We start from the raw sequence: 22,270 nt of genomic DNA, 5'->3' as shown, positions 1-22,270 counted from the left end.
GCCCCATCATGACCTTTGAGGAACACCCGATGATCCAAGCCCCCGCCTGGCTGCAGATCCTCTCCCGCAGCGCGGCCGCACTGTTTGGCGGCTACGCGCTCAGCTACGCCGCCAGTGCCTGTCTGGCCCGGTTGTTGCCGCTTTCAGCCGCCGATGCAGTCATTGTCGCGACCCTGCCAGCGTTCGTCTTCTACACCGGCGCAATCCTCTGGGCCTTTGCCAGCCGTGATGCCGTGCGCGCCTGGGCACCCTTGGCCCTCGCCGCACCGCTGGCATTGCTCGGCTTCTGGCCGCAGGCATTGGGGTGGCTGGCATGAAGAATACCTTCACACAATCGATGGCCTGGCTGCATACCTGGGCCGGGCTGATCTTCGGCTGGCTGTTGTTCGCCATCTTCGTCACCGGCACCCTGGCGGTGTTCGACAAGGAACTCGACCACTGGATGCAGCCAGAGGTCCCGGCTACCGAGGTTTCCCAGGCCGATGCCGCGCGACGGGCCGTTGCCTACCTGCAGGCCCATGAACCGCAGGCCGGCAACTGGGGCATCAGCCTGCCGACCGAACGCTCGCCGGGGTTGCGCGTATCCACCGGCGACCGTCGCCATGGCGGTGGCGTGCAGCTCGACCCGCGAACCGGCGAGGCCATCGAGGTGCGTGACAGCGTTGGCGGCAACTTCTTTTTCCGCTTCCATTTCACCCTCGACCTGCCGCGCAACTGGGGTATCTTCGTGGTCGGTGCGTTGGCGCTGGTGATGCTGGCCGCACTGGTCACGGGCATCGTGATCCACAAGAAAATCTTCAAAGAGTTCTTCACCTTCCGGCCCAACAAGGGCCAACGTTCATGGCTGGACTTTCACAATGCCAGCGCTGTGCTGTTGCTGCCGTTCCACCTGATGATCACCTATACCGGGCTGGTGATCTTCATGCTCATCTACATCCCGGCAGGGGTCGATGCGCTGTTCGAAGGCGACAGCCGCGCCTACTTCAATGCCCAGGGCAATGCCCGCCTGGAGCAGCCTCGGCAGCTGGCCAGGCAGCCGGGCCAATTGGTCGATGTGGCACCGTTGCTGGCCCAGGCCGAGGCCCGGCTGGGGCCGCTGGGCGGCCTCAACATCCGCAACCCCAACACGGCCGGTGCGCGCATCGAAATCCGCCCCGAGCTGGGTAACCGCATCGCCCTCGCCAAAGGCCAGGCCATGGTCTTCGATGGCGTCAGTGGCGAGCTGCTCAGCGATGTACCGCAATGGCGCGCGGCCCCCCTGACCCAGCGGGTGATGGTCGGCCTGCACTTCGCGCAGTTTGGCGGTTACCCGATGCGCTGGTTGTACTTCATCTGTGGGCTGGTCAGTTGCGTGATGATCGCCAGTGGGTTGGTGTTGTTCTGCGTCAAGCGTGGGCGCAAGTATGCCAACGGCACGGCCCAGGCTTCGGCGCGGCGCTGGTACCGGGTGGCCGAAGTGTGCAATGTCGGTTTCATCAGCGGCTTGCTGCTGGCCTGCGTGGCCCTGCTGTGGGCCAGCCGCTTGCTGCCGGTCGAGCTGGCGCAACGGGAAAGCTGGGAAGTGCGTACGTTCTTCGGTGTGTGGGTGTTGGCGCTGTTGCATGCAGGCCTCAGGCCGGCCCGGCGGGCTTGGGTCGAGCAACTGCTGCTGGTGGCCGTGCTGTGCATCGGCTTGGGCGCACTGGGCGGCGCGGGGGATGCGATGCGCGTGGGGGTGGTACTCAGTGCCCTGGTGATGGGCGTTTTGCTGGGGCTGGTGGCGTGGCGGGTGAGCATAGCGGTACCGGCGCCGATCCGGGCCAAAGCTGGGCGCAATGTGGAGGCTGGCACATGATGATGTGGATCACAGGTGGCGTGTTGTTCGCTTACGTCGGCATGCTCGGACTGTGCCAGGGCCTGGAACGGCATTACAAGCAGGTATGGCAGCGGCCCTGCCCACGTGCGCTGCGTGTGGGGTTGCGCGGCGCGGGGTGGCTCGCGTTGCTGGTCAGCCTGCTGTTGTGCGCTCAAGCCTGGGGGTGGGCCATGGGGCCGGTGGCCTGGCTGGGCGCGATGTCGTTGTCGGGGATGCTGCTGGTGATGCTGCTGCCGTACTGGCCACGGCTGGCAGTCGGCTTGGCGGCGGTTGTGCCTGTGTGGGGGATGGTGCAGCTGTTTGGGTGATGCCCGTTACTGAGCAGGGGTCAGGCCCAAAAGCCAAACAGCAGCAACGCTGCAACGCCTAGGCCCATTGCAATCGAACACCCCCCCAACGACAGCGCCGCGCGCCCTTGGCGGTACCAACCGTCCTGGCCAAGTTGCCGGGCCGGGGCCAGTAGGCTGCGCCAGCGCAGCTCGGTGTCGTGAAACGCCTGCAAGTTCGCCGGGTCGGCATCCAGCCAGCGGCGAAAGTCGATGCGCTCGCACGCGCTCACGTGGGGGCTCTGCAGGCGCACGTACCATTGCCCGGCAACGCTCGCCAGCACATCGAGGCGCGAACGGCCTGCCTGCAGCGCCTGGTTCATATGGCGCTCGATGCTGCTCAACGGCAAATCAAGCCGGGCAGAGAGGGTGGCGAAATCCAGTTGGTCGAGACGGTTGAGCAGGAACACTTGCTGGACGCGTCGGGGCAGGCGTTTCAGGGCATGCAGCAGGGCGTCTTCGGCAGCGTGCTCGGCAGTGGGGGTTGGGTGTTCAAGGGGCAGCAGCAGACGTGTCATGGACAGCTCCTTGCTCAAAGGGGGAGGTGTGGGGGCATCTTCCTTGATGCCTCATCAGCGTAGGTGAAACGAGATTGATTCTCAAGTGCTGATTCGGCAAACTTTTGTAATGAGCGTTCACGGTATGACACACTTTTGCTATCATGCCGGCCATTCACGATCTTCATTAGCCTGAAGAGCAAAAAAAAGACCCGGCAAAAAGCCGGGTCAAAAACCGTGATTAGCCTGATGAGGAGATAATCTGAGAGCGACCTAAGCTCCAGGTTATCCAGCAGATCTCGCGATCAGCTGAGTGCAATAATAATCGTTATCATTTGCCAGTCAAATGATTTTTCGCTAATTCGGTAAAATAGTTTTACCGATGCGCTTCCTTGTCCCGGCAATCGGGGCCTTTGCCGTTACCCGGCCATCACGTATCTCCCTTCCTTGTTACCTACAAACCCGTCTGCGCGGTGCGTTTGTGCTCCAGCAGTGCGCGCGCCATGTCCATCATGTGCATCAATGCGAAGGTCAGCTCACGCTGGGTGCCTTGCTGATGGACAGCGGTTTCCTGCGCCGTGGCGGCGGCACAGCGGAGCAGGGCGATGGCGTGCTCCTGGGCTTGCTCACCGCTTACGCCTTCGTGGAGCGTCCAGATCTTGTTCTCGGTACTGGGGCGCGTCGGGTTGGGGTTGAGGTAGTAGTCGAGGGCGCGGCGGGCCGCTTCGCTGTCGAGATCTGTTTCGTCGTTTTGCGGTGGTTTCATCCTGATACCTGCGAATGCCAATAGGGAAAGGGTTCAGGTCGATACTAATACCTAAAGTATTTTCGCGCTTTCTGATAAATAATACTGAATGTTTATTGAGCGCCGGAAGGCAGTCCGTATCGTGCCAGCGATGAATATGGATAAATGGATTGCCCTCGTCCGCGACCGGATGGAGGAGCTAGGGCTTACTCAAGAGCAGCTTGCCGAGCGCGTTGGCGTGTCGCAAGGCAGCGTAGGGCATTGGGTGAACAAGCGGCGACAACCGAAGATCGAGTCGATGAACCGAACGTTCATCGAGCTTGGCATGCCTCATTACAATGTCAGCTTACGGCTGCGCATCGTGGGGCAGGTTGGCGAGGCGCGAGGCATCTATGATGTGGATGATGCCAACGACGACCTGGATCTCATGCAATACATCGTGTGTTTCCGCTACCCGGTACTGAGTTGGGATGAACTCGGTGCAGAGGCGCTGGCGGAGCCTGTTGCATACGAGCAGACGGACTACATGGCCCAGGGCAAGGCGTTCTGGCTGACCGTTGAAAACGATGCGATGAGTGCCGCCAGTGGCCGCAGCGTGCCGCAGGGCATGCGCATGCTGGTGGACCCAGGGGTGGAGGCTGAGCCGGGGCGCTTGGTCATCGCCCGCCAACCGGGCAAACAGGCGATTTTCCGTGAGCTGGCCGAAGAGGGTGGGCAGTTGTACCTGAAGGCGCTGAACAGCAGTTACCCGGCACTGTTGTGCGAGGAGGGCTGCGTGTTTCTGGGCGTGGTCGTGCGGGTGCATGGGGCGTTTTGACTGCTGGTTTTTTGTAGCGCCTATGTAATCGAGCGCCGCTCGCGCGGCACTCGATCGCATAGACACCCCAAACCTCAAGCCGGGCCGCCGTGAATCATTCCACCAATTCGACCAGCACCGTCCCTTCGCTGACCATATCCCCTTCCTGACAGAACAGCGCCTTCACCGCCCCAGCATGCGGTGCGCGAATGCTGTGCTCCATTTTCATCGCCTCCAGCACCACCAGTGCGGTACCGGCCTCCACCACCTGCCCCGGCTCGACCAGCACCCGCACGATGCTGCCGTTCATGGGCGCGCCCAGGCCACCTTGGTGGCTATGGCTGGCCTCAGCCTCGGCAATCGGGTCGAAGGCTTCGATGGCTTGCATCTCGCCCTCCCAGCGCAGGTACAAGGTGCCACCGCGGCGTATCGCCAGGTGCTGACGGCGCACGCCTTCCTGGTCGTGCACCAGTTGCTCGCCATCGAGCTGCCAGGTAGAGGCCGCGCTGCGTTCCAGCGCCACTGCCTGGTCCTGCCCGGCACTGGCCAGATGCAGGCAGCTACGCGCTGGCAGCCCCAGGCGCAGGCCGTTGCGCTCAGCCCACGGCGAACGGTTGTCGTCGTCCCGTTGCTGACCGGCCTGGCCCTGCAGCCAGGCTTCGGCGGCCGCCTCCCAGAAAGGTGCTGGCAGCGCTTGCGGGGCGGGCAGCAAAACATCCTGGTGACGCGGGATGAACCCGGTGTCGAGCTCGGCCTCGGCAAACGCCGGGTGAGCGAGAATGCGCCGCAGGAAGGCGATGTTGGTCTTCAACCCGCCGATGGCGAACTCGTCCAGCATCGCCAGCAAGCGCAGGCGCGCCTGTTCACGGTCCTCGCCCCAGGCAATCAGCTTGCCCAGCATGGGGTCGTAGAACGGCGACACCTCGTCACCCTCGCTGACCCCGCTGTCCACCCGACGGCCTTCGCCCGGGGTCGACTCGCGGTACAGGGCCAGCTTGCCAGTGGCTGGCAGAAAGCCGTTGGCCGGGTCTTCGGCATACAGGCGCACCTCGATGGCATGGCCGATCAGCGGCACCTGTGCCTGCGTGATCGGCAATGCCTCGCCGCGCGCCACGCGGATCTGCCACGCGACCAAGTCGAGGCCGGTGATCGCTTCGGTAACCGGGTGTTCGACCTGCAGGCGGGTGTTCATCTCCATGAAGAAGAACTCGCCGCGGGCATCGAGCAGAAACTCCACCGTGCCCGCACCCACATAGCCGATGGCCTGGGCAGCGCGCACCGCGGCCTCGCCCATGGCCTGGCGCTGCGCGGGGGACAGGCCAGGGGCAGGGGCTTCTTCGACCACTTTCTGGTGGCGGCGCTGGATCGAGCAGTCACGTTCGTTGAGGTACAGGCAGTTGCCGTGCTGGTCGGCGAACACCTGGATTTCTACGTGGCGTGGCTTGAGCACGTACTTTTCCACCAGCATGCGAGCATCGCCAAACGACGATTGCGCCTCACGCTGCGCCGAGGCCAGGGCGTCGGCCAGTTGGCTTTCGTCCTCGACCACTTTCATGCCTTTGCCGCCACCACCGGCGCTGGCCTTGAGCAGCACCGGGTAGCCGATGCGTTCGGCGGCGGCGCGGAAGGTATCCAGGTCCTGGGCTTCACCGTGGTAGCCCGGCACCAGCGGCACGCCGGCAGCGTCCATCAGGGCCTTGGCCGCCGACTTGCTGCCCATCGCGTCGATGGCGCTGGCCGGTGGGCCGAGGAAGATCAGCCCGGCGTCTTCGATGGCGCGGGCAAAGCCTGCGTTTTCGGAAAGAAAGCCATAGCCCGGGTGGATGGCTTGGGCGCCGCTGGCCTTGGCCGCGGCAAGCAGTTTGTCCACCAACAAGTAGCTTTCGGCGGCCTTGGTGCCGCCGAGGTCGACGCGGATATCGGCTTCGCGGCTGTGCCGTGCGTCACGGTCGGTGGCGCTGTGCACGGCAACGGTGGTCAGGCCCATGGCCTTGGCGGTGCGCATCACCCGGCAGGCAATCTCGCCGCGGTTGGCGACCAGCAGGGTGGTCAACGGGGTGCGGCTCATGGGCGCGGCTCCTTGTTATCGTCGGTTTGCCAGGCTGGGCGGCGCTTTTCGAGGAAGGCGCGCAGGCCCTCCTGGCCTTCGGCGCTGACGCGGATGCGAGCGATGGTGTTTTCGCAGTAGCGGCGCAGGGCAGGGCTCAGCTCGCCGTCATCGACCTCGCGCAGCAGGTCTTTGCTGGCGCGCAGGGCTTGCGGGCTGTTGAGCAGCAGGTTGGCCACCCAGGCTTCTACCTGGGCATCCAGTTCATGGGCCGGGTACACCTCGGCCAGCAGGCCCAGTTCACGGGCGCGCGCACCGCTGAAGCGTTCGGCGGTCAGGGCATAGCGGCGCGTGGCGCGCTCGCCGATGGCCTTGACCACGAACGGGCTGATGACCGCCGGGGCCAGGCCGATGCGCGCTTCCGACAGGCACAGCTGGGCGTCTTCGGCGCCGATGGCCATGTCGCAGCAACTGATCAGGCCCAACGCGCCACCAAAGGCCGCGCCTTGCACCACGGCCAGGGTCGGCGCCTTGAACCGGTGCAGGGTGTACATCAGCTCGCCCAGCTCGTGGGCGTCATCGAGGTTGGTGTTGAAGTCCAGTTGTGCCGACTGTTGCATCCAGGCCAGGTCGGCGCCGGCGCTGAAGTGCCGGCCACGGCCACGCAGCAGCAGAAAACGCAGGCTGCTGTCTTCGGCTAGCTGGCCGAGGGCGACGATCAGCTCGCGGATCATCTGGGCGTTGAAGGCGTTGTTCTTGTCTTCGCGGCTGAGCCACAGGGTGGCGAAGCCGCGAGGGTCGTTGACCACTTCAAGGGTGCTGAAATCGCTCATGGATCACATCCGGAAAATGCCGAAGCGGCTCTGTTCGATCGGGGCGTTCAGCGCGGCGGACAACGCCAGGCCGAGCACGTCGCGGGTCTGTGCCGGGTCGATCACGCCGTCGTCCCACAGCCGGGCGCTGGAGTAGTAGGGGTGGCCCTGGTGCTCGTACTGGTCGAGGATCGGCTGCTTGAGCCTGGCCTCGTCCTCGGCGCTGAAGGGCTGGCCGCTGCGCTCGCTTTGTTCGCGTTTGACCTGCGCCAGCACGCCTGCGGCCTGCTCGGCGCCCATCACGCCGATGCGTGCGTTAGGCCACATCCACAGCATGCGTGGGTCGTAGGCGCGGCCGCACATGCCATAGTTGCCGGCGCCGAAGCTGCCGCCGATGATTACCGTGAACTTCGGTACCTGGGCGCAGGCCACCGCGGTCACCAGCTTGGCGCCATGCTTGGCGATGCCGCCTTCCTCGTACTTCTTGCCGACCATGAAGCCGGTGATGTTCTGCAGGAACAGCAGCGGGATGCCGCGCTGGCAGGCCAGTTCGATGAAGTGCGCGCCCTTTTGCGCGGCCTCGGCGAACAGAATGCCGTTGTTGGCCAGGATCGCTATCGGGTAGCCGTGCAGGTGGGCGAAGCCGCACACCAGGGTGGTGCCGAACAGTGCCTTGAACTCATCGAACACCGAGCCATCGACCAGGCGGGCAATGACCTCGCGCACGTCGAACGGCTGCTTGGCGTCTGCCGGTACCACGCCGTACAGCTCATCGGCAGGGTACAGCGGGGCGATCGGCGCCTGGCGCTGCAAGGTGCCCAGCTTGTGCCAGTTGAGGTTGGCCACGCTGCGCCGGGCCAGGGCCAAGGCGTGTTCGTCATTGTCGGCGTAATGGTCGGCCACGCCGCTGATGCGGCAGTGCACATCGGCGCCGCCGAGGTCTTCGGCGCTCACCACCTCACCGGTGGCGGCCTTCACCAGCGGCGGGCCGGCCAGGAAGATGGTGGCCTGCTGGCGGACCATGATCGCTTCGTCGGCCATGGCCGGCACATAGGCGCCGCCGGCGGTACACGAGCCCATCACCACGGCGATCTGCGGGATGCCCAGCGCGCTCATGTTGGCCTGGTTGAAGAAGATCCGCCCGAAGTGCTCGCGGTCAGGGAACACTTCGTCCTGACGCGGCAGGTTGGCGCCACCGGAATCGACCAGGTAGATGCACGGCAGGCGGTTCTGCAGGGCGATGGTTTGCGCGCGCAGGTGTTTCTTGACCGTCAGCGGGTAGTAGGAGCCGCCTTTGACCGTGGCGTCGTTGGCCACGATCATGCACTCCACGCCTTCGACTCGGCCGATGCCGGCAATCACGCCCGCGGCGGGCACGTCTTCGCCATACACCTCATGGGCGGCCAACTGGCCGATTTCGAGGAAGGGTGAGCCTGTGTCCAGCAGGCGGTCGATACGCTCGCGCGGCAGCAGTTTGCCGCGCGAGGTATGCCGTTCCTGGGCCTTGGGGCCGCCGCCCTGGGCGATGTGGGCAAGCAGGCCACGCAGGGCCTGGACCTGTTCGAGCATGGCCGCGCTGTTGCCGGCGAACTCCGCCGAACGCGGGTTGATCTGGGTGTGCAAGGTAGCCATGTGCGCCCGTCCCTTGTGCTCAGCGGGTTTCGTTGAACAGTTCGCGGCCGATCAGCATCCGGCGGATTTCGCTGGTGCCGGCGCCGATCTCGTAGAGTTTCGCGTCGCGCAGCAGGCGCCCGGCCGGGAACTCGTTGATGTAGCCGTTGCCGCCGAGAATCTGGATAGCCTCCAGGGCCATTTGCGTGGCGCGTTCGGCGGTATAGAGGATGACCCCGGCAGCGTCCTTGCGGGTGGTCTCGCCACGGTCGCAGGCCTGGGCCACGGCGTACAGGTAGGCGCGGCTGGCGTTGAGCTGGGTGTACATGTCGGCGATCTTGCCCTGGATCAGCTGGAACTCGCCGATGCTCTGGCCAAATTGCTTGCGGTCGTGGATGTAAGGCACTACCAGGTCCATGCAGCTTTGCATGATGCCGGTCGGGCCGCCGGAGAGCACCACGCGCTCGTAGTCCAGGCCGCTCATCAGTACGCGTACGCCGCCGTTGAGCTGGCCGAGGATGTTCTCTTCGGGCACCTCGACGTCATCGAAGAACAGCTCGCAGGTGTTGGAGCCGCGCATGCCCAGCTTGTCGAACTTGTTGCTGCGGCTGAAGCCTTTCCAGTCACGTTCGACGATGAACGCAGTGATGCCGTGTGCGCCCTTGTCCAGGTCGGTCTTGGCGTAGATCACGTAGGTGTTGGCGTCGGGGCCATTGGTGATCCAGGTCTTGCTGCCGTTGAGCACGTAGCGGTCGCCGCGTTTTTCGGCGCGCAGCTTCATCGAGACCACGTCGGAGCCGGCGTTGGGCTCGCTCATGGCCAACGCGCCGATGTGTTCGCCGCTGATCAGCTTGGGCAGGTACTTGAGCTTTTGCTCATGGGTGCCGTTGCGGTTGATCTGGTTGACGCAGAGGTTGGAGTGCGCGCCGTAGGACAGTGCCACCGAGGCCGAGCCCCGGCTGATTTCTTCCATCGACACCACATGGGCCAGGTAGCCCAGGCCAGCGCCGCCGTATTCTTCCGATACGGTGATGCCCAGCAGGCCCATGTCACCGAATTTGCGCCACATGTCGGCAGGGAACAGGTTGTCGTGGTCGATTTGCGCGGCACGCGGCGCCAGTTCGGCGGCGACGAAGCTGCGCACCTGGTCGCGGAGCATGTCGATGGTCTCGCCCAGGGCGAAGTTCAGGGAGGGGTAATGCATGGGGGCACCTTCTTGTTCTTGAAATAGGGAAAGCACAGTGTCTTTTTCACCTTTACGTTAACGTAAACCTGCCTTCTATTACTGTCAATCTCAGCATCACCTTTACGTAAACGTAAATCTGCGCCAGAGTATCTCCCGCTTGCTTCAATCGTGCCCAGAACAACCACAAGAAGGGACACCCATGAGTCAACCGAGCTATACCCGCGGTCGCCAGGACCGGCCCTTGCTGACCCTGACCATCGGCCAGGCCTTCGACGCCACTGTGGCCCGTTACCCCGACCGCGAAGCGTTGGTGGTGCGCCACCAGGGCCTGCGGTACACCTGGGGGCAGTTGGCCGAACAGGTCGATGTACACGCCCGCGCCTTGATGGCCCTGGGCGTGGGCACCGCCGACCGGGTCGGCATCTGGGCGCCCAACTGCGCCCAGTGGTGCATCCTGCAACTGGCCAGCGCCAAGGTCGGCGCGATTCTGGTCAACATCAACCCGGCCTACCGCGTGGGTGAGCTGGAATACGTGCTGCGGCAGTCCGGCTGCCGCTGGCTTGTGTGCGCCGATACCTTCAAGACGTCCGATTACCACGCCATGGTCCAGGAGCTGGTACCGGAGCTGGCTGCAGCGGCCCCCGGTGAGCTGGCCAGCGAACGCTTGCCCGATTTGCGCGGGGTGATCAGCCTGGCCTGCAACCCGCCGCAGGGCTTTCTGCCTTGGCCTGCGCTGGCAGAGCGGGCAGGGCAGACGCCTGCCGAAGCCTACCAGGCCCGCCAGCAGAGCCTGCAGTTCGACCAGCCGGTGAACATCCAGTACACCTCCGGTACCACTGGCGCACCCAAGGGGGCGACGCTCAGCCACTACAACATCCTCAACAACGGTTTCATGGTCGGCGAGAGCCTGGGCCTGACCAGCGATGACCGCTTGGTGATCCCGGTGCCGTTGTACCACTGCTTCGGCATGGTCATGGCCAACCTCGGTAGCATTACCCATGGCAGCACGATGGTCTACCCCAATGACGCCTTCGATGCCGAGCTGACCCTGCGCGCGGTTGCCGAAGAGCGCGCCAGCATCCTCTACGGCGTGCCCACCATGTTCATCGCCATGCTCGACCACCCGGCCCGCCAGGGCATGGACCTCTCGACCCTGCGCAGCGGCATCATGGCCGGCGCCACCTGCCCGATCGAGGTGATGCGCCGGGTCATCGACCAGATGCACATGGCCCAGGTGCAGATCGCCTACGGCATGACCGAGACCAGCCCGGTATCACTGCAGACCGGCCCGGATGACGCGCTTGAACTGCGCGTGACCACGGTCGGCCGCACCCAGCCGCAGCTGGAGAACAAGCTGGTGGATGCCGACGGCTGCATCGTACCCAGGGGCGAAATCGGCGAATTGTGCACCCGTGGCTACAGCGTGATGCTGGGATACTGGGACAATCCGCAGGCCACGGCAGATGCCATCGACCCCGCGGGGTGGATGCACTCGGGCGACCTGGCGGTGATGGACGAAGAGGGCCATGTGCGCATCGTCGGGCGCAACAAGGACATGATCATCCGCGGTGGCGAGAACATCTATCCACGCGAGCTGGAGGAGTTCTTCTATACCCACCCGGCGGTGGCCGATGCGCAGGTGATCGGCATTCCGTGCAGCAAATATGGCGAAGAGGTGGTGGCCTGGATCAAACTGCATCCGGGGCATAGCGCTACGGTTGATGAGCTGCACGGCTGGTGCAAGGCACGTATCGCGCATTACAAGGTGCCGCGGCATTTCCGCTTTGTCGACGAGTTCCCGATGACGGTGACGGGCAAGGTGCAGAAGTTTCGGATGCGCGAAATCAGCTCGGCGGAAATTTCGGCGGTCTCTGCGGGTTGACAGGTTTGCGCTGCCGGCCTCTTCGCGGGTAAGCCCGCGAAGAGGCCAGTGCAGCCACTGTAAAAGCCTCTATCCTTAAGCCTTCACTGGTGGCTCCTGGCTCGGCGGGTCGCCCACTGTCGGCGGTACCGTCGGCTTGATCGGCAGCTCGTCCGGGTCTTCTTCCGGTACGGGCGGCGGCAAGCTGGGGTCGTCGATGTTGGGATCGGGTGTCTCCGGTGGAATGGGAATGTTCATGGCCTGACCTCGCGTGGGTGAATGAAGAGGTGCTGCAGGCTCTGACTGTCAGGGGCTGCCATTCGCTCAATTTTTTTGAACCCCCACGCCCGCGCTCGGCTCTGAACCCTTACCGCCACCAGCCTAAGGGAGCAAGGTCCGATGTCACGAAACGAGCCCTTCCAGAGCGTGCCTGCGGCGAATGATCACCCGGACCAGGCCATTAGCCTGTCCCAGGCGCTGCTGGCGCCGCGCATCGTGATCGAAGGCACGCAACCCGCGCTCGACGGTGGTACGTTCGCCGTCAAGGCCATCAGCGGCCAGGCGGTCGCAGTCAGCAGCAAGGTCTACAGCGACGGCCACGACCGCCTGGCCGTGATGCTCAATTGGCGCCAGGCGAACAGCCGGCGCTGGCACTGCGTGCCGATGCAGTCGCCGGGCAATGACCTGTGGCTGGCCGAGTTCACCCCGACCGAACTAGGCCCGCACCTGTTCAGCATTGAAGCCTGGATCGACCCGTTCGCCACCTACTGCCACGACCTGGAGAAAAAGTACCACGCCGGGGTGGAGGTGAAGCTGGAGCTGGAAGAAGGCAGGTTGATGCTGGGCAAAGGCATCGAGCTGAGCCAAGGCGCGTTGCGCGACGAACTCCAAACCGTGCAGCAGCGCTTGCCTGGGTTGAGCACCGATGACCAAGTGGCGGTGTTTCTGTGCGAGAGCACCGCGCGGCTGATGAGTGAGGCCGAGCACCGCAGCTACTTGACCCGCAGCAGTGACTTCCCCGTCGACGTCGACCGCCCCGCCGCGCAATTCGCCAGTTGGTACGAGCTGTTTCCGCGTTCGATCACCGACAGCCCCGAGCGCCACGGCACCTTCAATGACGTGCACGAACGCCTGCCGATGATCCGCGACATGGGCTTTGACGTGCTGTATTTCCCACCCATTCATCCGATTGGCAAGCAGCACCGCAAGGGCCGCAACAATGCCTTGCAGGCAGCGCCCAGCGACCCGGGCAGCCCATACGCCATCGGCAGCGACGAAGGCGGGCACGATGCCATTCATCCTGAATTGGGCACCCGTGAAGATTTCCGCCGCCTGGTAGCCGCCGCTGCCGAGCATGGCCTGGAAATCGCCCTGGATTTCGCCATCCAGTGCTCCCAGGACCACCCGTGGCTCAAACAGCACCCTGGTTGGTTCAGCTGGCGCCCCGACGGCACCATCCGCTATGCGGAAAACCCGCCGAAGAAGTACCAGGACATCGTCAACGTCGACTTCTACGCCCCCGACGCCGTGCCTTCGCTGTGGCTGGCGCTGCGCGATGTGGTGGTCGGCTGGGTCGAGCAGGGCGTCAAGACTTTCCGCGTCGACAACCCGCACACCAAGCCGTTGCCATTCTGGCAATGGCTGATCGCCAATGTGCGCAGCCAGCACCCGGACGTAATTTTTCTCGCCGAAGCCTTCACCAGGCCTGCGATGATGGCGCGCCTGGGCAAGGTCGGCTACGCGCAGAGCTACACCTATTTCACCTGGCGCAACACCAAGCAGGAATTGCGCGAGTTCTACGAACAGCTCAACCAGCCACCGTGGAGCCTGTGCTACCGGCCCAACTTCTTCGTCAACACACCCGACATCAACCCGTTTTTCCTGCACACCTCAGGGCGTGCCGGTTTTCTCATTCGCGCGGCCCTCGCCACCATGGGGTCGGGGTTGTGGGGCATGTATTCGGGCTTCGAGCTGTGCGAAGCCACACCGCTGCCCGGCAAGGAGGAATACCTCGATTCGGAGAAGTACGAAATCCGCCCGCGTGATTTCACCCAGCCCGGCAACATCATTGCCGAGATCGCCCAGCTCAACCGAATTCGCCGGCAGAACCGCGCCCTGCAGACGCACCTGGGGGTGGCGTTCTTCAATTGCTGGAACGACAACATCCTGTACTTCGCCAAGCGCACGCCCGAGCGCGACAACTTCATCCTGGTGGCCATCAGCCTGGACCCGCACAACGCCCAGGAAGCCAGCTTCGAGTTGCCGCTGTGGGAGTTGGGGCTGGACGACAATGCCGACACGTTGGGTGAAGACTTGATGAACGGCCACCGCTGGACCTGGCACGGCAAGACCCAGTGGATGCGTATCGAACCCTGGCATCAGCCGTTTGGTATCTGGCGCATAGAAAAGGCCCGTTAGTCCCTCAGGGGCGGTGCTGAACCCGCAATTGAAAGGAGTCACCCATGGCCAAGCGTTCCCGACCGGCAGCCTTCATCGACGACCCGCTGTGGTACAAGGACGCGGTGATCTACCAGCTGCACATCAAGTCGTTCTTCGACGCCAACAACGACGGCATTGGCGATTTCGCCGGGCTGATCAGCAAGCTCGACTACATCGCCGAACTGGGCGTCAACACCCTCTGGCTGCTGCCGTTCTACCCCTCGCCACGGCGCGACGACGGCTACGACATCGCCGAGTACAAGGCTGTGCACCCCGATTACGGCAGCATGGCCGACGCCCGGCGCTTCATTGCCGAGGCGCACAAGCGCGGCCTGCGGGTGATCACCGAACTGGTCATCAACCATACCTCCGACCAGCACCCGTGGTTCCAGCGCGCCCGCCTGGCCAAGCGCGGCAGCAAGGCGCGCGACTTCTACGTGTGGTCGGATGACGACCAGAAGTATGACGGCACACGCATCATCTTCCTCGACACCGAAAAGTCCAATTGGACCTGGGACCCGGTCGCCGGCCAATACTTCTGGCACCGCTTCTACTCGCATCAGCCGGACCTCAACTTCGACAACCCGCAGGTGCTCAAGGCCGTGATCGGGGTGATGCGCTTCTGGCTCGACCTGGGCGTCGACGGCCTGCGCCTGGACGCCATCCCCTACCTGATCGAGCGCGACGGCACCAACAACGAAAACCTCCCCGAGACCCACCGGGTGCTCAAAGCCATCCGCGCCGAGATCGACGCCAACTACCCGGACCGCATGCTCCTGGCCGAAGCCAACCAGTGGCCCGAAGACACCCGCCCGTACTTTGGCGAGGGCGACGGCGACGAGTGCCACATGGCCTTCCATTTCCCGCTGATGCCGCGCATGTACATGGCCCTGGCGATGGAGGACCGCTTCCCGATCACCGACATCCTGCGCCAGACCCCAGAGATCCCCGCCCACTGCCAGTGGGCGATCTTCCTGCGCAACCACGATGAGCTGACCCTGGAGATGGTCACCGACCGCGAGCGCGACTACCTGTGGAACTACTACGCCGAAGACCGCCGCGCGCGTATCAACCTCGGTATCCGCCGCAGGTTGGCGCCTTTGCTGCAACGCGACCGCCGGCGCATCGAACTGCTGACCAGCCTGCTGCTGTCGATGCCCGGTACACCGACCCTGTACTACGGCGATGAGCTAGGCATGGGCGACAACATCTACCTGGGCGACCGCGATGGCGTGCGCACCCCCATGCAATGGTCGCCGGACCGCAACGGCGGGTTCTCCCGCGCCGACCCGCAGCGCCTGGTGCTGCCGCCGATCATGGACCCGCTGTACGGCTACCAGACGGTCAACGTCGAAGCCCAGGCCCACGACCCGCATTCGCTGCTCAACTGGAACCGCCGCCTGCTGGCGGTGCGCAACCAGCAGAAGGCCTTTGGCCGGGGCAGCATTCGCATGCTCACACCGAGCAACCGGCGCATCCTCGCTTACCTGCGCGAGTACGTCGACCAGGACGGCAACAGCGAGGTGATCCTGTGTGTGGCCAACGTGTCCCGTGCCGCACAGGCCGCTGAACTGGAGCTGTCGCAATACGCCGATAAAGTGCCGGTGGAAATGCTCGGTGGCAGCGCCTTCCCACCGATCGGCCAGTTGCCTTTTCTGCTCACGTTACCGCCGTATGCGTTCTACTGGTTCCTGCTGGCCTCGCACGACCGCATGCCCAGCTGGCACATCCAGGCTACCGAGGGGTTACCCGAATTGACCACACTGGTGCTGCGCAAGCGCCTGGAAGAGCTGCTCGAAGCGCCTTCCAGCGAAACACTCGAAGCCTCGATACTGCCGCAGTACCTGCCTAAACGGCGCTGGTTCGCCGGCAAGGAAGGGCCGCTCGACCAGGTTCGCCTGCGCTATGGCGTGCGCTTCGGCACCGCGACCACACCGGTGCTGCTCAGCGAGCTGGAGGTGCTCAGCGACGGTGTGGCCAACCACTACCAACTGCCCTTCGGCCTGTTGCCCGAAGAGCAGATCAACAGCGCCTTGCCCCAGCAGCTGGCGCTGTCGCGGGTGCGCCGGGGCCGCCAGGTCGGCCTGATCACCGACGCGTTCGTCCTCGAGCCGTTTATCCGCGCCGTGCTACGTGCCTGCCAGGAGCGCCACCGGCTGCCGTGCGGCAATGGCCTGGGCGAGCTGCGCTTCGAGTGCACCGATCAACTGGCCGGGCTGGGGCTTGGCGAAGACAGCCCGGTGCGCTACTTGAGTGCCGAGCAGTCCAACAGCTCGGTGGTGGTCGCTGACCGGGTGGTGCTCAAGTTGATCCGCCGGGTCAACCCGGGCATTCACCCCGAGCTTGAGATGAGCGCCTACCTGACCGCGGCGGGCTTTACCAATATTTCGCCGCTGCTGGCGTGGGTCAGCCGCGTGGACGAGCACGCCACCCCGCACCTGCTGATGATTGCCCAGGGCTACCTGAGCAACCAGGGCGATGCCTGGGCCTGGACCCAGAACACCCTGGAACGGGCCATCCGCGACGAAATGGAGCCGTCCAGCGCGGCCAGCGAAGCCCACACCGATGCGCTGGCCGAACTCGACGGCTTCGCCGCCTTGCTCGGCCAGCGCCTGGGCGAAATGCACCTGTTGCTGGCGGCACCGACCGAAGACACCGCCTTCCAGCCGCGCCCAAGCGATGCCCGGGACAGCGAACGCTGGAGCAGCCAGATCAGTGCCGAACTGACCCACGCCCTCGACCTGCTGGCCCAGCACCGCGACAGCCTCGACAGCGACAGCCAAGCGCTGGTAGATGACCTGCAGCAACAGCGCGACGGCCTTGCCCAGCACATCGACAACCTCGCGCACCAAGCCCAGGGCGGCTTGCTGATGCGGGTGCACGGCGATCTGCACCTGGGCCAGGTGCTGGTGGTGCAGGGCGATGCCTACCTGATCGATTTCGAGGGTGAGCCGTCCCGCCCCGTGGAAGAGCGCCGGGCCCGGCACAGCCCCTACAAAGATGTCAGCGGCGTGCTGCGATCCTTCGACTATGCTGCTGCGATGATTCTGCGCAGCGCCTCTGCCGTGGACCTTTCCGACCCTGCGCGCAAGGCGCGGCAACGGGTGGCCAGGCAGTACCTGCACCAGTCGCGGCATGCCTTTGTCGAAGCCTATGGCCTGGCCACCGCTGCCATGCCCCACGCCTGGCAACAGGCGGAAGGCGAGCGTGCCGCGCTGGAATTGTTCTGCCTGGAAAAAGCCGCGTACGAAATCACATACGAAGCTGAAAATCGACCGAATTGGCTGGCCGTGCCTTTGCATGGCTTGCATGGACTGATCAGTACCTGGGGAGAGTCATAGATGAATGCAACCACGCGTGAAAACGGCGGTCTTCGGCAACGGGACCTCGACGCCCTGGCCCGCGCCGAGCACGCCGATCCATTTGCGGTACTTGGCCCCCATGGCGATGGCGCGGGTGGGCAGTTCGTGCGCGCCTTCCTGCCCACTGCCCTGAATGTGCGCGTACTGGCGCGCGACGATGGGCGCGTACTCGCCGAAATGCGCCAGGGCAGCCTGCCGGGGCTGTTTACCGCGCACCTTGATGAGGCACAGTCGTACCAGCTGCACATTGCTTGGGCCGGCGGCGAGCAGGTGACCGAAGACCCGTACAGCTTTGGCCCGCAATTGGGCGATATGGACTTGTACCTGTTCGCCGAGGGCAACCACCGCGACCTGTCGGGGCGCTTCGGTGCGCAGCCGATGCAGGCCGACGGCGTCGACGGCGTGTGCTTCTCGGTGTGGGCACCGAATGCCCGACGGGTGTCGGTGGTGGGTGACTTCAACAACTGGGACGGCCGCCGTCACCCCATGCGCCTGCGTCACAGTGCAGGGGTCTGGGAGCTGTTCGTGCCACGCCTTGGCGTTGGCGAAACCTACAAGTTCGAGGTGCTGGGCAAAGACGGTGTGTTGCCCTTGAAAGCCGACCCGCTGGCCCGTGCCACCGAACTGCCGCCGAGCACGGCGTCGAAGGTGGCCAGCGCGCTCAGCCACCCCTGGCAGGACCACGACTGGATGGCGCAGCGTGCGCAACGTCACGCCTACAGCGCGCCCCTGTCGATCTATGAGTTGCATGTCGGCTCGTGGCAATGCGAGCTGGATGACCTGGGCGAAGTCGCGCGTTACTACAACTGGCGCGAGCTGGCCGAGCGCCTGGTGCCCTATGTGCAGGCGCTGGGCTTCACCCACATCGAACTGATGCCGATCATGGAGCACCCGTTCGGCGGCTCGTGGGGCTACCAGCCCCTGTCGATGTTCGCGCCCACCTCGCGCTACGGCAGTGCCGAAGACTTCGCCGCCTTCATCGACGCCTGCCACCAGGGCGGCATCGGTGTGATCCTCGACTGGGTGCCGGCGCATTTCCCCACCGACGAACATGGCCTGGCGCGTTTCGACGGCACCGCCTTGTACGAATACGAGAACCCGCTGGAGGGTTACCACCAGGACTGGAACACGCTGATCTACAACCTTGGGCGTAACGAAGTGCGCGGCTTCATGCTGGCCTCGGCGTTGCTCTGGCTCAAGCAGTTCCACATCGACGGCCTGCGGGTCGACGCGGTGGCATCGATGCTCTACCGCGACTACTCGCGCAAGGCCGGCGAATGGGTGCCCAACCGCCATGGCGGGCGCGAGAACCTGGAGGCCATCGACTTCATCCGCCACCTCAATGGCGTGGCGGCGCACGAGGCCCCGGGCGCATTGATCATCGCCGAAGAGTCCACCGCCTGGCCGGGCGTGAGCCAGCCGATCCAGCAGGGCGGGCTGGGCTTTGCCTACAAGTGGAACATGGGCTGGATGCACGACACCTTGCACTACATCCAGAACGACCCGGTGCACCGCACCTATCACCACAACGAGATGAGCTTCGGGCTGATCTATGCCTACTCCGAGCATTTCATCCTGCCGATTTCCCACGACGAAGTGGTGCATGGCAAGCATTCGCTGATCGACAAGATGCCGGGCGACCGCTGGCAGAAGTTTGCCAACCTGCGGGCCTACCTGACGTTCATGTGGGCGCACCCGGGCAAGAAGCTGTTGTTCATGGGCTGCGAATTTGGCCAGTGGCGCGAGTGGAACCACGACAGCGAGCTGGACTGGTACCTGCTGCAGTACCCCGAGCACAAGGGCGTGCAGCGCTTGGTCGGCGACCTCAACCGGCTGTACCGCGAGGTGCCGGCGCTGCACGAACAGGATTGCCAGCCCCAGGGCTTCCAGTGGCTGATCGGCGACGACGCGCAAAACAGCGTGTATGCCTGGCTGCGCTGGAGCAGCAATGGCGAGCCGTTGCTGGTGGTGGCCAACTTCACCCCGGTGCCGCGCGAGGGGTACCGGATTGGCGTGCCGTTTGGCGAGCGCTGGGAAGAACTGCTGAACAGCGATGCCGAACTGTATGCCGGGTCGAATGTAGGCAACCTGGGGGCCGTGGAAAGTGACCAGGTGTCCAGCCATGGGCAGCCATTGTCGCTGGCGCTGAACCTGCCGCCGCTGGGCGTATTGATCCTCAAACCCGCCTGATCGGCCTGCCAACTCGGTTGCTGTTGTAGGAGCGGCCTTGCGTCGCGAAAGGGCTGCGCAGCGGCCCCAGCAATCTCTGCGGCGAAGCTGAAATCCAGCTCTGCGGCGAAGCTGAAATCCAGGGGCTGCTACGCACCCCTTTCGCGACGCAAGGCCGCTCCTACACAACCGAGCTTACCGGCTACCAGCGCATCCGCACCCCAAGGCTGCCGATCAACCCATTCAGGTCATTGTCATCCACATCGCTGCTGTAATCGGCACTCACAAACAACGCCACATTCGGCGTCACCCGGGCCACCAGCCCCAACCCCAATTCCACTGTGGTCGAATACCGCGAGCTGGAAATCTTGTCGACCTGGTCCAGCTTCACCTCGTCGGCATTGCTGAAGTCGTACCAGACGTTGGTCCGCACATAAGGTTCGATCGGCATGCCACGCACCTCGTAGCGCCCGGACAACTTGGCACCGACCCGGCCGCTCCAGCTGGGCTGGCTGTCGAACGCCTGCAACGTCTCCTCCTGCACGCGACTGCCGGGGAAAAACTGCTGGTTGATCAACTGTGCCTGCGGCTCGATCACCCAACCCCCGCCCAGGCCGATCGGGTAGCCACCTTCCAGCGAGAAGGTCATGGCATGGCCGCTGTCGTCCAGGCGCTGGCCGCTCTCGCCACGGCCATTGATATCGATACGCGAGCCCATGGCCACGGCATCCAGGTGCCAGCCCCGTTCATGGGTCATGCTCCAGTACACGCCCAGGCTTTCGCCACTCAGGTTCACGGCATTGCGCTGCTTGTCGCCCAGCAGCGGGCGAATGCCATTGAAGCTGCTCTGCAGGTTGTTGTGGCCAACGAAGATGCCCGCGCGGTGCACATTGCCCGCCGTGGTTTCACGCATGAACAGGTCCGGGCCGATCATCAGTTGCTGGCTGGGGGCCTCTAACTGGTCGGGCGCCTGTGCACCGGTGCGCGGGGCGCCAGGGAAGAATTGCGACCACTGGCTGGCGACCAGGTCGGCTACTCCCTGGTCGTGGCGCTCGGACATCTTTTCCGAGAATGCGTTGAGGGTACCGATGTTCAACCCGCTGGCGCTGACCGGGTCGAGCGATAGCTGCGGGACCGCCGCTTGTTGCAGAAAACGGGGGGAGGTCGGGTCGTCCTGCAATTCGAATGCGAAAGTTTCCACCGGGGTTGCCAGAAGCAGCGACGTGGAAACCGCGCAGAAAATGCTGTCGAAGCGCAAGGGATTCGAGGTTCTTTTCATGGCGGATCTCCGTAGTTTTTGTGGTACAGCCCAAGGACCTGGCCTGTTGTCACGAGCTGTACGGCAAAAACAGGGGGCGACCCAAACCAGCACGCCTGCTTTCGCAAACGCGCACGAAGGCGCGAGCTAGAGGCCCGGCGCGAGATCTTTACGACTAGATACTGTTCAGCTAAGGAGAGGTCTGGGCTTGCGTCAAGAAAGCGTGAAGGATCTGTTCATAGCCTGTGATTCGGTACAAGTAGCTGATTTGTTGAGTGAAATACTCGGGGATATCGAAGTTCGCTATTTACCGCTGCTTGGCTATGAAGAATGATTGCTACAGCTTGACCTCGACGGCCAGCGGCAGATGGTCGGAGAGGTGCGTCCAAGGTTTGTGCCCCAGAATCCGCGGTGCATGGCTTTCGGCGTTGCGCAGGTAGATACGGTCCAGGCGCAGCAGCGGCATGCGCGCGGGGTAGGTGCGCGCCAAGTGCCCGTGGTGGCGCTCGAACGCTTCGTGCAAGTCGTTGCGCAGGCCCAAGGTGCGATTGCCGCGCAGCTTCCAGTCGTTGAAGTCGCCGGCGATGATCACCGGGGCGCCTTCCGGCAGTGATTCGAGCAACCTGCGCAGCAGTTGCAACTGTTGCTGGCGGTGGCTTTCCAGTAGCGACAAGTGCACGCAGATGGCATGCACCTGGTGTGGGCCGGGCACATCGAGGATGCAATGCAACAGGCCACGGCGTTCGGGGCCGGTGATTGACACGTCGAGGTTGCGGTGCTCGATGATCGGGTACTTCGACAGCAGGGCGTTGCCATGGTGGCCGTCGGGGTAGACCGCGTTGCGGCCGTAGGCGAAGTCGCTCCACATGCTGTCGGCGAGAAATTCGTACTGGGAGGTTTGCGGCCAACCGGGGTAGCGCGCAGCGTGGCGGTCGTGGCTGCCCAGCACTTCCTGGAGGAAGACGATGTCGGCCTGGGTACTGCGCACCGCCTCGCGCAGTTCCGGCAGGATGAAGCGCCGGTTGAAGGCGGTAAACCCCTTGTGGGTGTTGACCGTGAGTACCCGCAGCCGATGCACGGCCGGGGCCTGGTTGACGGTGGCGAAACCTGCACTGCCGGCTTCGAGGTTCACAGTGGCTCCTCTGTTAAAACGTCACGCACGGCCTTTGTAGGAGCGGCCTTGCGTCGCGAAAGGGTCGCGCAGCGGCCCCAGCAATCTCTGCGGCGAAGCTGAAATCCAGCTCTGCGGCGAAGCTGAAATCCAGGGGCCGCTGCGCAGCCCTTTCGCGACGCAAGGCCGCTCCTA

General features: G+C 64.2%; 18 protein-coding genes. 9 read left to right on the top strand and 9 right to left on the bottom strand.

The window, feature by feature from the left end:
- Positions 1–29 precede the first annotated feature (29 nt).
- From HU770_RS13725 to HU770_RS13715, 3 genes are read left to right on the top strand one after another with little or no spacing between them, the layout of a single operon-like run.
- A complete protein-coding gene (locus HU770_RS13725; protein ID WP_033696671.1) occupies positions 30–317 on the top strand; it encodes a hypothetical protein in 288 nt (95 codons plus the stop codon).
- Entirely contained in the window at positions 314–1,834 is a 1,521-nt protein-coding gene (locus tag HU770_RS13720; protein WP_186663889.1) for a PepSY-associated TM helix domain-containing protein, read from the top strand. Before HU770_RS13725 ends, HU770_RS13720 begins: the two co-directional genes overlap by 4 nt.
- Positions 1,831–2,163 carry a DUF3325 domain-containing protein gene (locus HU770_RS13715; RefSeq protein ID WP_186661584.1) on the top strand — a complete coding sequence of 111 codons (333 nt, stop codon included), beginning with the start codon at positions 1,831–1,833 and terminating at the stop codon, positions 2,161–2,163. Before HU770_RS13720 ends, HU770_RS13715 begins: the two co-directional genes overlap by 4 nt.
- A gap of 20 nt (positions 2,164–2,183) precedes the next feature.
- Here HU770_RS13715 and HU770_RS13710 read toward each other — a convergent pair whose 3' ends face one another.
- The gene (locus HU770_RS13710) at positions 2,184–2,699 is read right to left on the bottom strand and encodes a DUF4880 domain-containing protein (protein WP_186661587.1); all 516 of its coding nucleotides are present in this window, start codon (positions 2,697–2,699) and stop codon (positions 2,184–2,186) included.
- Positions 2,700–3,132: 433 nt separating this feature from the next.
- Positions 3,133–3,444 carry a hypothetical protein gene (locus HU770_RS13705; protein ID WP_033696675.1) on the bottom strand — a complete coding sequence of 104 codons (312 nt, stop codon included), beginning with the start codon at positions 3,442–3,444 and terminating at the stop codon, positions 3,133–3,135.
- An 88-nt stretch (positions 3,445–3,532) separates the two neighbouring features.
- Between HU770_RS13705 and HU770_RS13700 the strand changes: the two genes are divergently transcribed.
- Entirely contained in the window at positions 3,533–4,240 is a 708-nt protein-coding gene (locus HU770_RS13700; protein WP_186663887.1) for a LexA family transcriptional regulator, read from the top strand.
- Positions 4,241–4,334: 94 nt separating this feature from the next.
- Here HU770_RS13700 and HU770_RS13695 read toward each other — a convergent pair whose 3' ends face one another.
- From HU770_RS13695 to HU770_RS13680, 4 genes are read right to left on the bottom strand one after another with little or no spacing between them, the layout of a single operon-like run.
- On the bottom strand, positions 4,335–6,287 hold the full coding sequence (locus tag HU770_RS13695; protein ID WP_186663885.1) for an acetyl/propionyl/methylcrotonyl-CoA carboxylase subunit alpha: 1,953 nt from the start codon (positions 6,285–6,287) through the stop codon (positions 4,335–4,337).
- Entirely contained in the window at positions 6,284–7,099 is an 816-nt protein-coding gene (locus HU770_RS13690; RefSeq protein ID WP_186663883.1) for a gamma-carboxygeranoyl-CoA hydratase, read from the bottom strand. The genes HU770_RS13695 and HU770_RS13690 overlap by 4 nt, the downstream gene beginning before the upstream one ends.
- Positions 7,100–7,102: 3 nt before the next feature.
- Complete coding sequence (locus HU770_RS13685; RefSeq protein ID WP_186661596.1) at positions 7,103–8,710, bottom strand: carboxyl transferase domain-containing protein; 1,608 nt, start codon at positions 8,708–8,710, stop codon at positions 7,103–7,105.
- 19 nt (positions 8,711–8,729) lie between these two features.
- The gene (locus HU770_RS13680) at positions 8,730–9,893 is read right to left on the bottom strand and encodes an isovaleryl-CoA dehydrogenase (protein ID WP_186663881.1); all 1,164 of its coding nucleotides are present in this window, start codon (positions 9,891–9,893) and stop codon (positions 8,730–8,732) included.
- Between the two features lie 181 nt (positions 9,894–10,074).
- On the opposite strand from HU770_RS13680, the gene HU770_RS13675 reads away from it, so the two are divergent.
- Complete coding sequence (locus HU770_RS13675) at positions 10,075–11,757, top strand: AMP-binding protein (protein ID WP_186663879.1); 1,683 nt, start codon at positions 10,075–10,077, stop codon at positions 11,755–11,757.
- Between the two features lie 75 nt (positions 11,758–11,832).
- Here HU770_RS13675 and HU770_RS13670 read toward each other — a convergent pair whose 3' ends face one another.
- Positions 11,833–11,994: a hypothetical protein gene (locus HU770_RS13670; protein ID WP_003251307.1), complete on the bottom strand. Its 162-nt coding sequence runs from the start codon at positions 11,992–11,994 to the stop codon at positions 11,833–11,835.
- Positions 11,995–12,135: 141 nt separating this feature from the next.
- Here HU770_RS13670 and HU770_RS13665 point away from each other — a divergent pair, with 141 nt between their 5' ends.
- The 3 genes from HU770_RS13665 to glgB are packed head-to-tail and all read left to right on the top strand — an operon-like array spanning position 12,136 to position 19,727.
- Complete coding sequence (locus tag HU770_RS13665) at positions 12,136–14,154, top strand: alpha-1,4-glucan--maltose-1-phosphate maltosyltransferase (protein ID WP_186663877.1); 2,019 nt, start codon at positions 12,136–12,138, stop codon at positions 14,152–14,154.
- A 44-nt stretch (positions 14,155–14,198) separates the two neighbouring features.
- Positions 14,199–17,516, top strand: a complete 3,318-nt coding sequence (gene treS, locus HU770_RS13660) for a maltose alpha-D-glucosyltransferase (protein WP_186663875.1) — start codon at positions 14,199–14,201, stop codon at positions 17,514–17,516.
- On the top strand, positions 17,517–19,727 hold the full coding sequence (gene glgB / locus HU770_RS13655) for a 1,4-alpha-glucan branching protein GlgB (RefSeq protein ID WP_186663867.1): 2,211 nt from the start codon (positions 17,517–17,519) through the stop codon (positions 19,725–19,727). It abuts the gene before it with no gap.
- A 181-nt stretch (positions 19,728–19,908) separates the two neighbouring features.
- Here the strand turns inward: glgB and HU770_RS13650 are convergent, their stop codons facing one another.
- A complete protein-coding gene (locus HU770_RS13650) occupies positions 19,909–20,985 on the bottom strand; it encodes an autotransporter outer membrane beta-barrel domain-containing protein (protein WP_186661612.1) in 1,077 nt (358 codons plus the stop codon).
- A 187-nt stretch (positions 20,986–21,172) separates the two neighbouring features.
- Here HU770_RS13650 and HU770_RS27265 point away from each other — a divergent pair, with 187 nt between their 5' ends.
- Entirely contained in the window at positions 21,173–21,298 is a 126-nt protein-coding gene (locus HU770_RS27265; protein ID WP_256577300.1) for a hypothetical protein, read from the top strand.
- Positions 21,299–21,301: 3 nt separating this feature from the next.
- On the opposite strand, the gene HU770_RS13645 is transcribed toward HU770_RS27265, so the two are convergent.
- The gene (locus HU770_RS13645) at positions 21,302–22,096 is read right to left on the bottom strand and encodes an endonuclease/exonuclease/phosphatase family protein (RefSeq protein ID WP_033696686.1); all 795 of its coding nucleotides are present in this window, start codon (positions 22,094–22,096) and stop codon (positions 21,302–21,304) included.
- Positions 22,097–22,270: the final 174 nt, after the last annotated feature.

The sequence above is a fragment of the Pseudomonas sp. SWRI68 genome (assembly GCF_014269165.1).
GTDB classification, from domain to species: domain Bacteria; phylum Pseudomonadota; class Gammaproteobacteria; order Pseudomonadales; family Pseudomonadaceae; genus Aquipseudomonas; species Aquipseudomonas capeferrum.
This window is presented reverse-complemented; position numbering and strand designations above follow the sequence as displayed.

What these genes read in the sequence shown, in the direction of transcription:
- HU770_RS13725 (WP_033696671.1), top strand. Translation starts at nt 30, where the DNA reads ATGATCCAAGCCCCCGCCTGGCTGCAGATCCTCTCCCGCAGCGCGGCC.
- HU770_RS13720 (WP_186663889.1), top strand. Translation starts at nt 314, where the DNA reads ATGAAGAATACCTTCACACAATCGATGGCCTGGCTGCATACCTGGGCC.
- HU770_RS13715 (WP_186661584.1), top strand. Translation starts at nt 1,831, where the DNA reads ATGATGATGTGGATCACAGGTGGCGTGTTGTTCGCTTACGTCGGCATG.
- HU770_RS13710 (WP_186661587.1), bottom strand. Translation starts at nt 2,699, where the DNA reads ATGACACGTCTGCTGCTGCCCCTTGAACACCCAACCCCCACTGCCGAG.
- HU770_RS13705 (WP_033696675.1), bottom strand. Translation starts at nt 3,444, where the DNA reads ATGAAACCACCGCAAAACGACGAAACAGATCTCGACAGCGAAGCGGCC.
- HU770_RS13700 (WP_186663887.1), top strand. Translation starts at nt 3,533, where the DNA reads ATGTTTATTGAGCGCCGGAAGGCAGTCCGTATCGTGCCAGCGATGAAT.
- HU770_RS13695 (WP_186663885.1), bottom strand. Translation starts at nt 6,287, where the DNA reads ATGAGCCGCACCCCGTTGACCACCCTGCTGGTCGCCAACCGCGGCGAG.
- HU770_RS13690 (WP_186663883.1), bottom strand. Translation starts at nt 7,099, where the DNA reads ATGAGCGATTTCAGCACCCTTGAAGTGGTCAACGACCCTCGCGGCTTC.
- HU770_RS13685 (WP_186661596.1), bottom strand. Translation starts at nt 8,710, where the DNA reads ATGGCTACCTTGCACACCCAGATCAACCCGCGTTCGGCGGAGTTCGCC.
- HU770_RS13680 (WP_186663881.1), bottom strand. Translation starts at nt 9,893, where the DNA reads ATGCATTACCCCTCCCTGAACTTCGCCCTGGGCGAGACCATCGACATG.
- HU770_RS13675 (WP_186663879.1), top strand. Translation starts at nt 10,075, where the DNA reads ATGAGTCAACCGAGCTATACCCGCGGTCGCCAGGACCGGCCCTTGCTG.
- HU770_RS13670 (WP_003251307.1), bottom strand. Translation starts at nt 11,994, where the DNA reads ATGAACATTCCCATTCCACCGGAGACACCCGATCCCAACATCGACGAC.
- HU770_RS13665 (WP_186663877.1), top strand. Translation starts at nt 12,136, where the DNA reads ATGTCACGAAACGAGCCCTTCCAGAGCGTGCCTGCGGCGAATGATCAC.
- treS (WP_186663875.1), top strand. Translation starts at nt 14,199, where the DNA reads ATGGCCAAGCGTTCCCGACCGGCAGCCTTCATCGACGACCCGCTGTGG.
- glgB (WP_186663867.1), top strand. Translation starts at nt 17,517, where the DNA reads ATGAATGCAACCACGCGTGAAAACGGCGGTCTTCGGCAACGGGACCTC.
- HU770_RS13650 (WP_186661612.1), bottom strand. Translation starts at nt 20,985, where the DNA reads ATGAAAAGAACCTCGAATCCCTTGCGCTTCGACAGCATTTTCTGCGCG.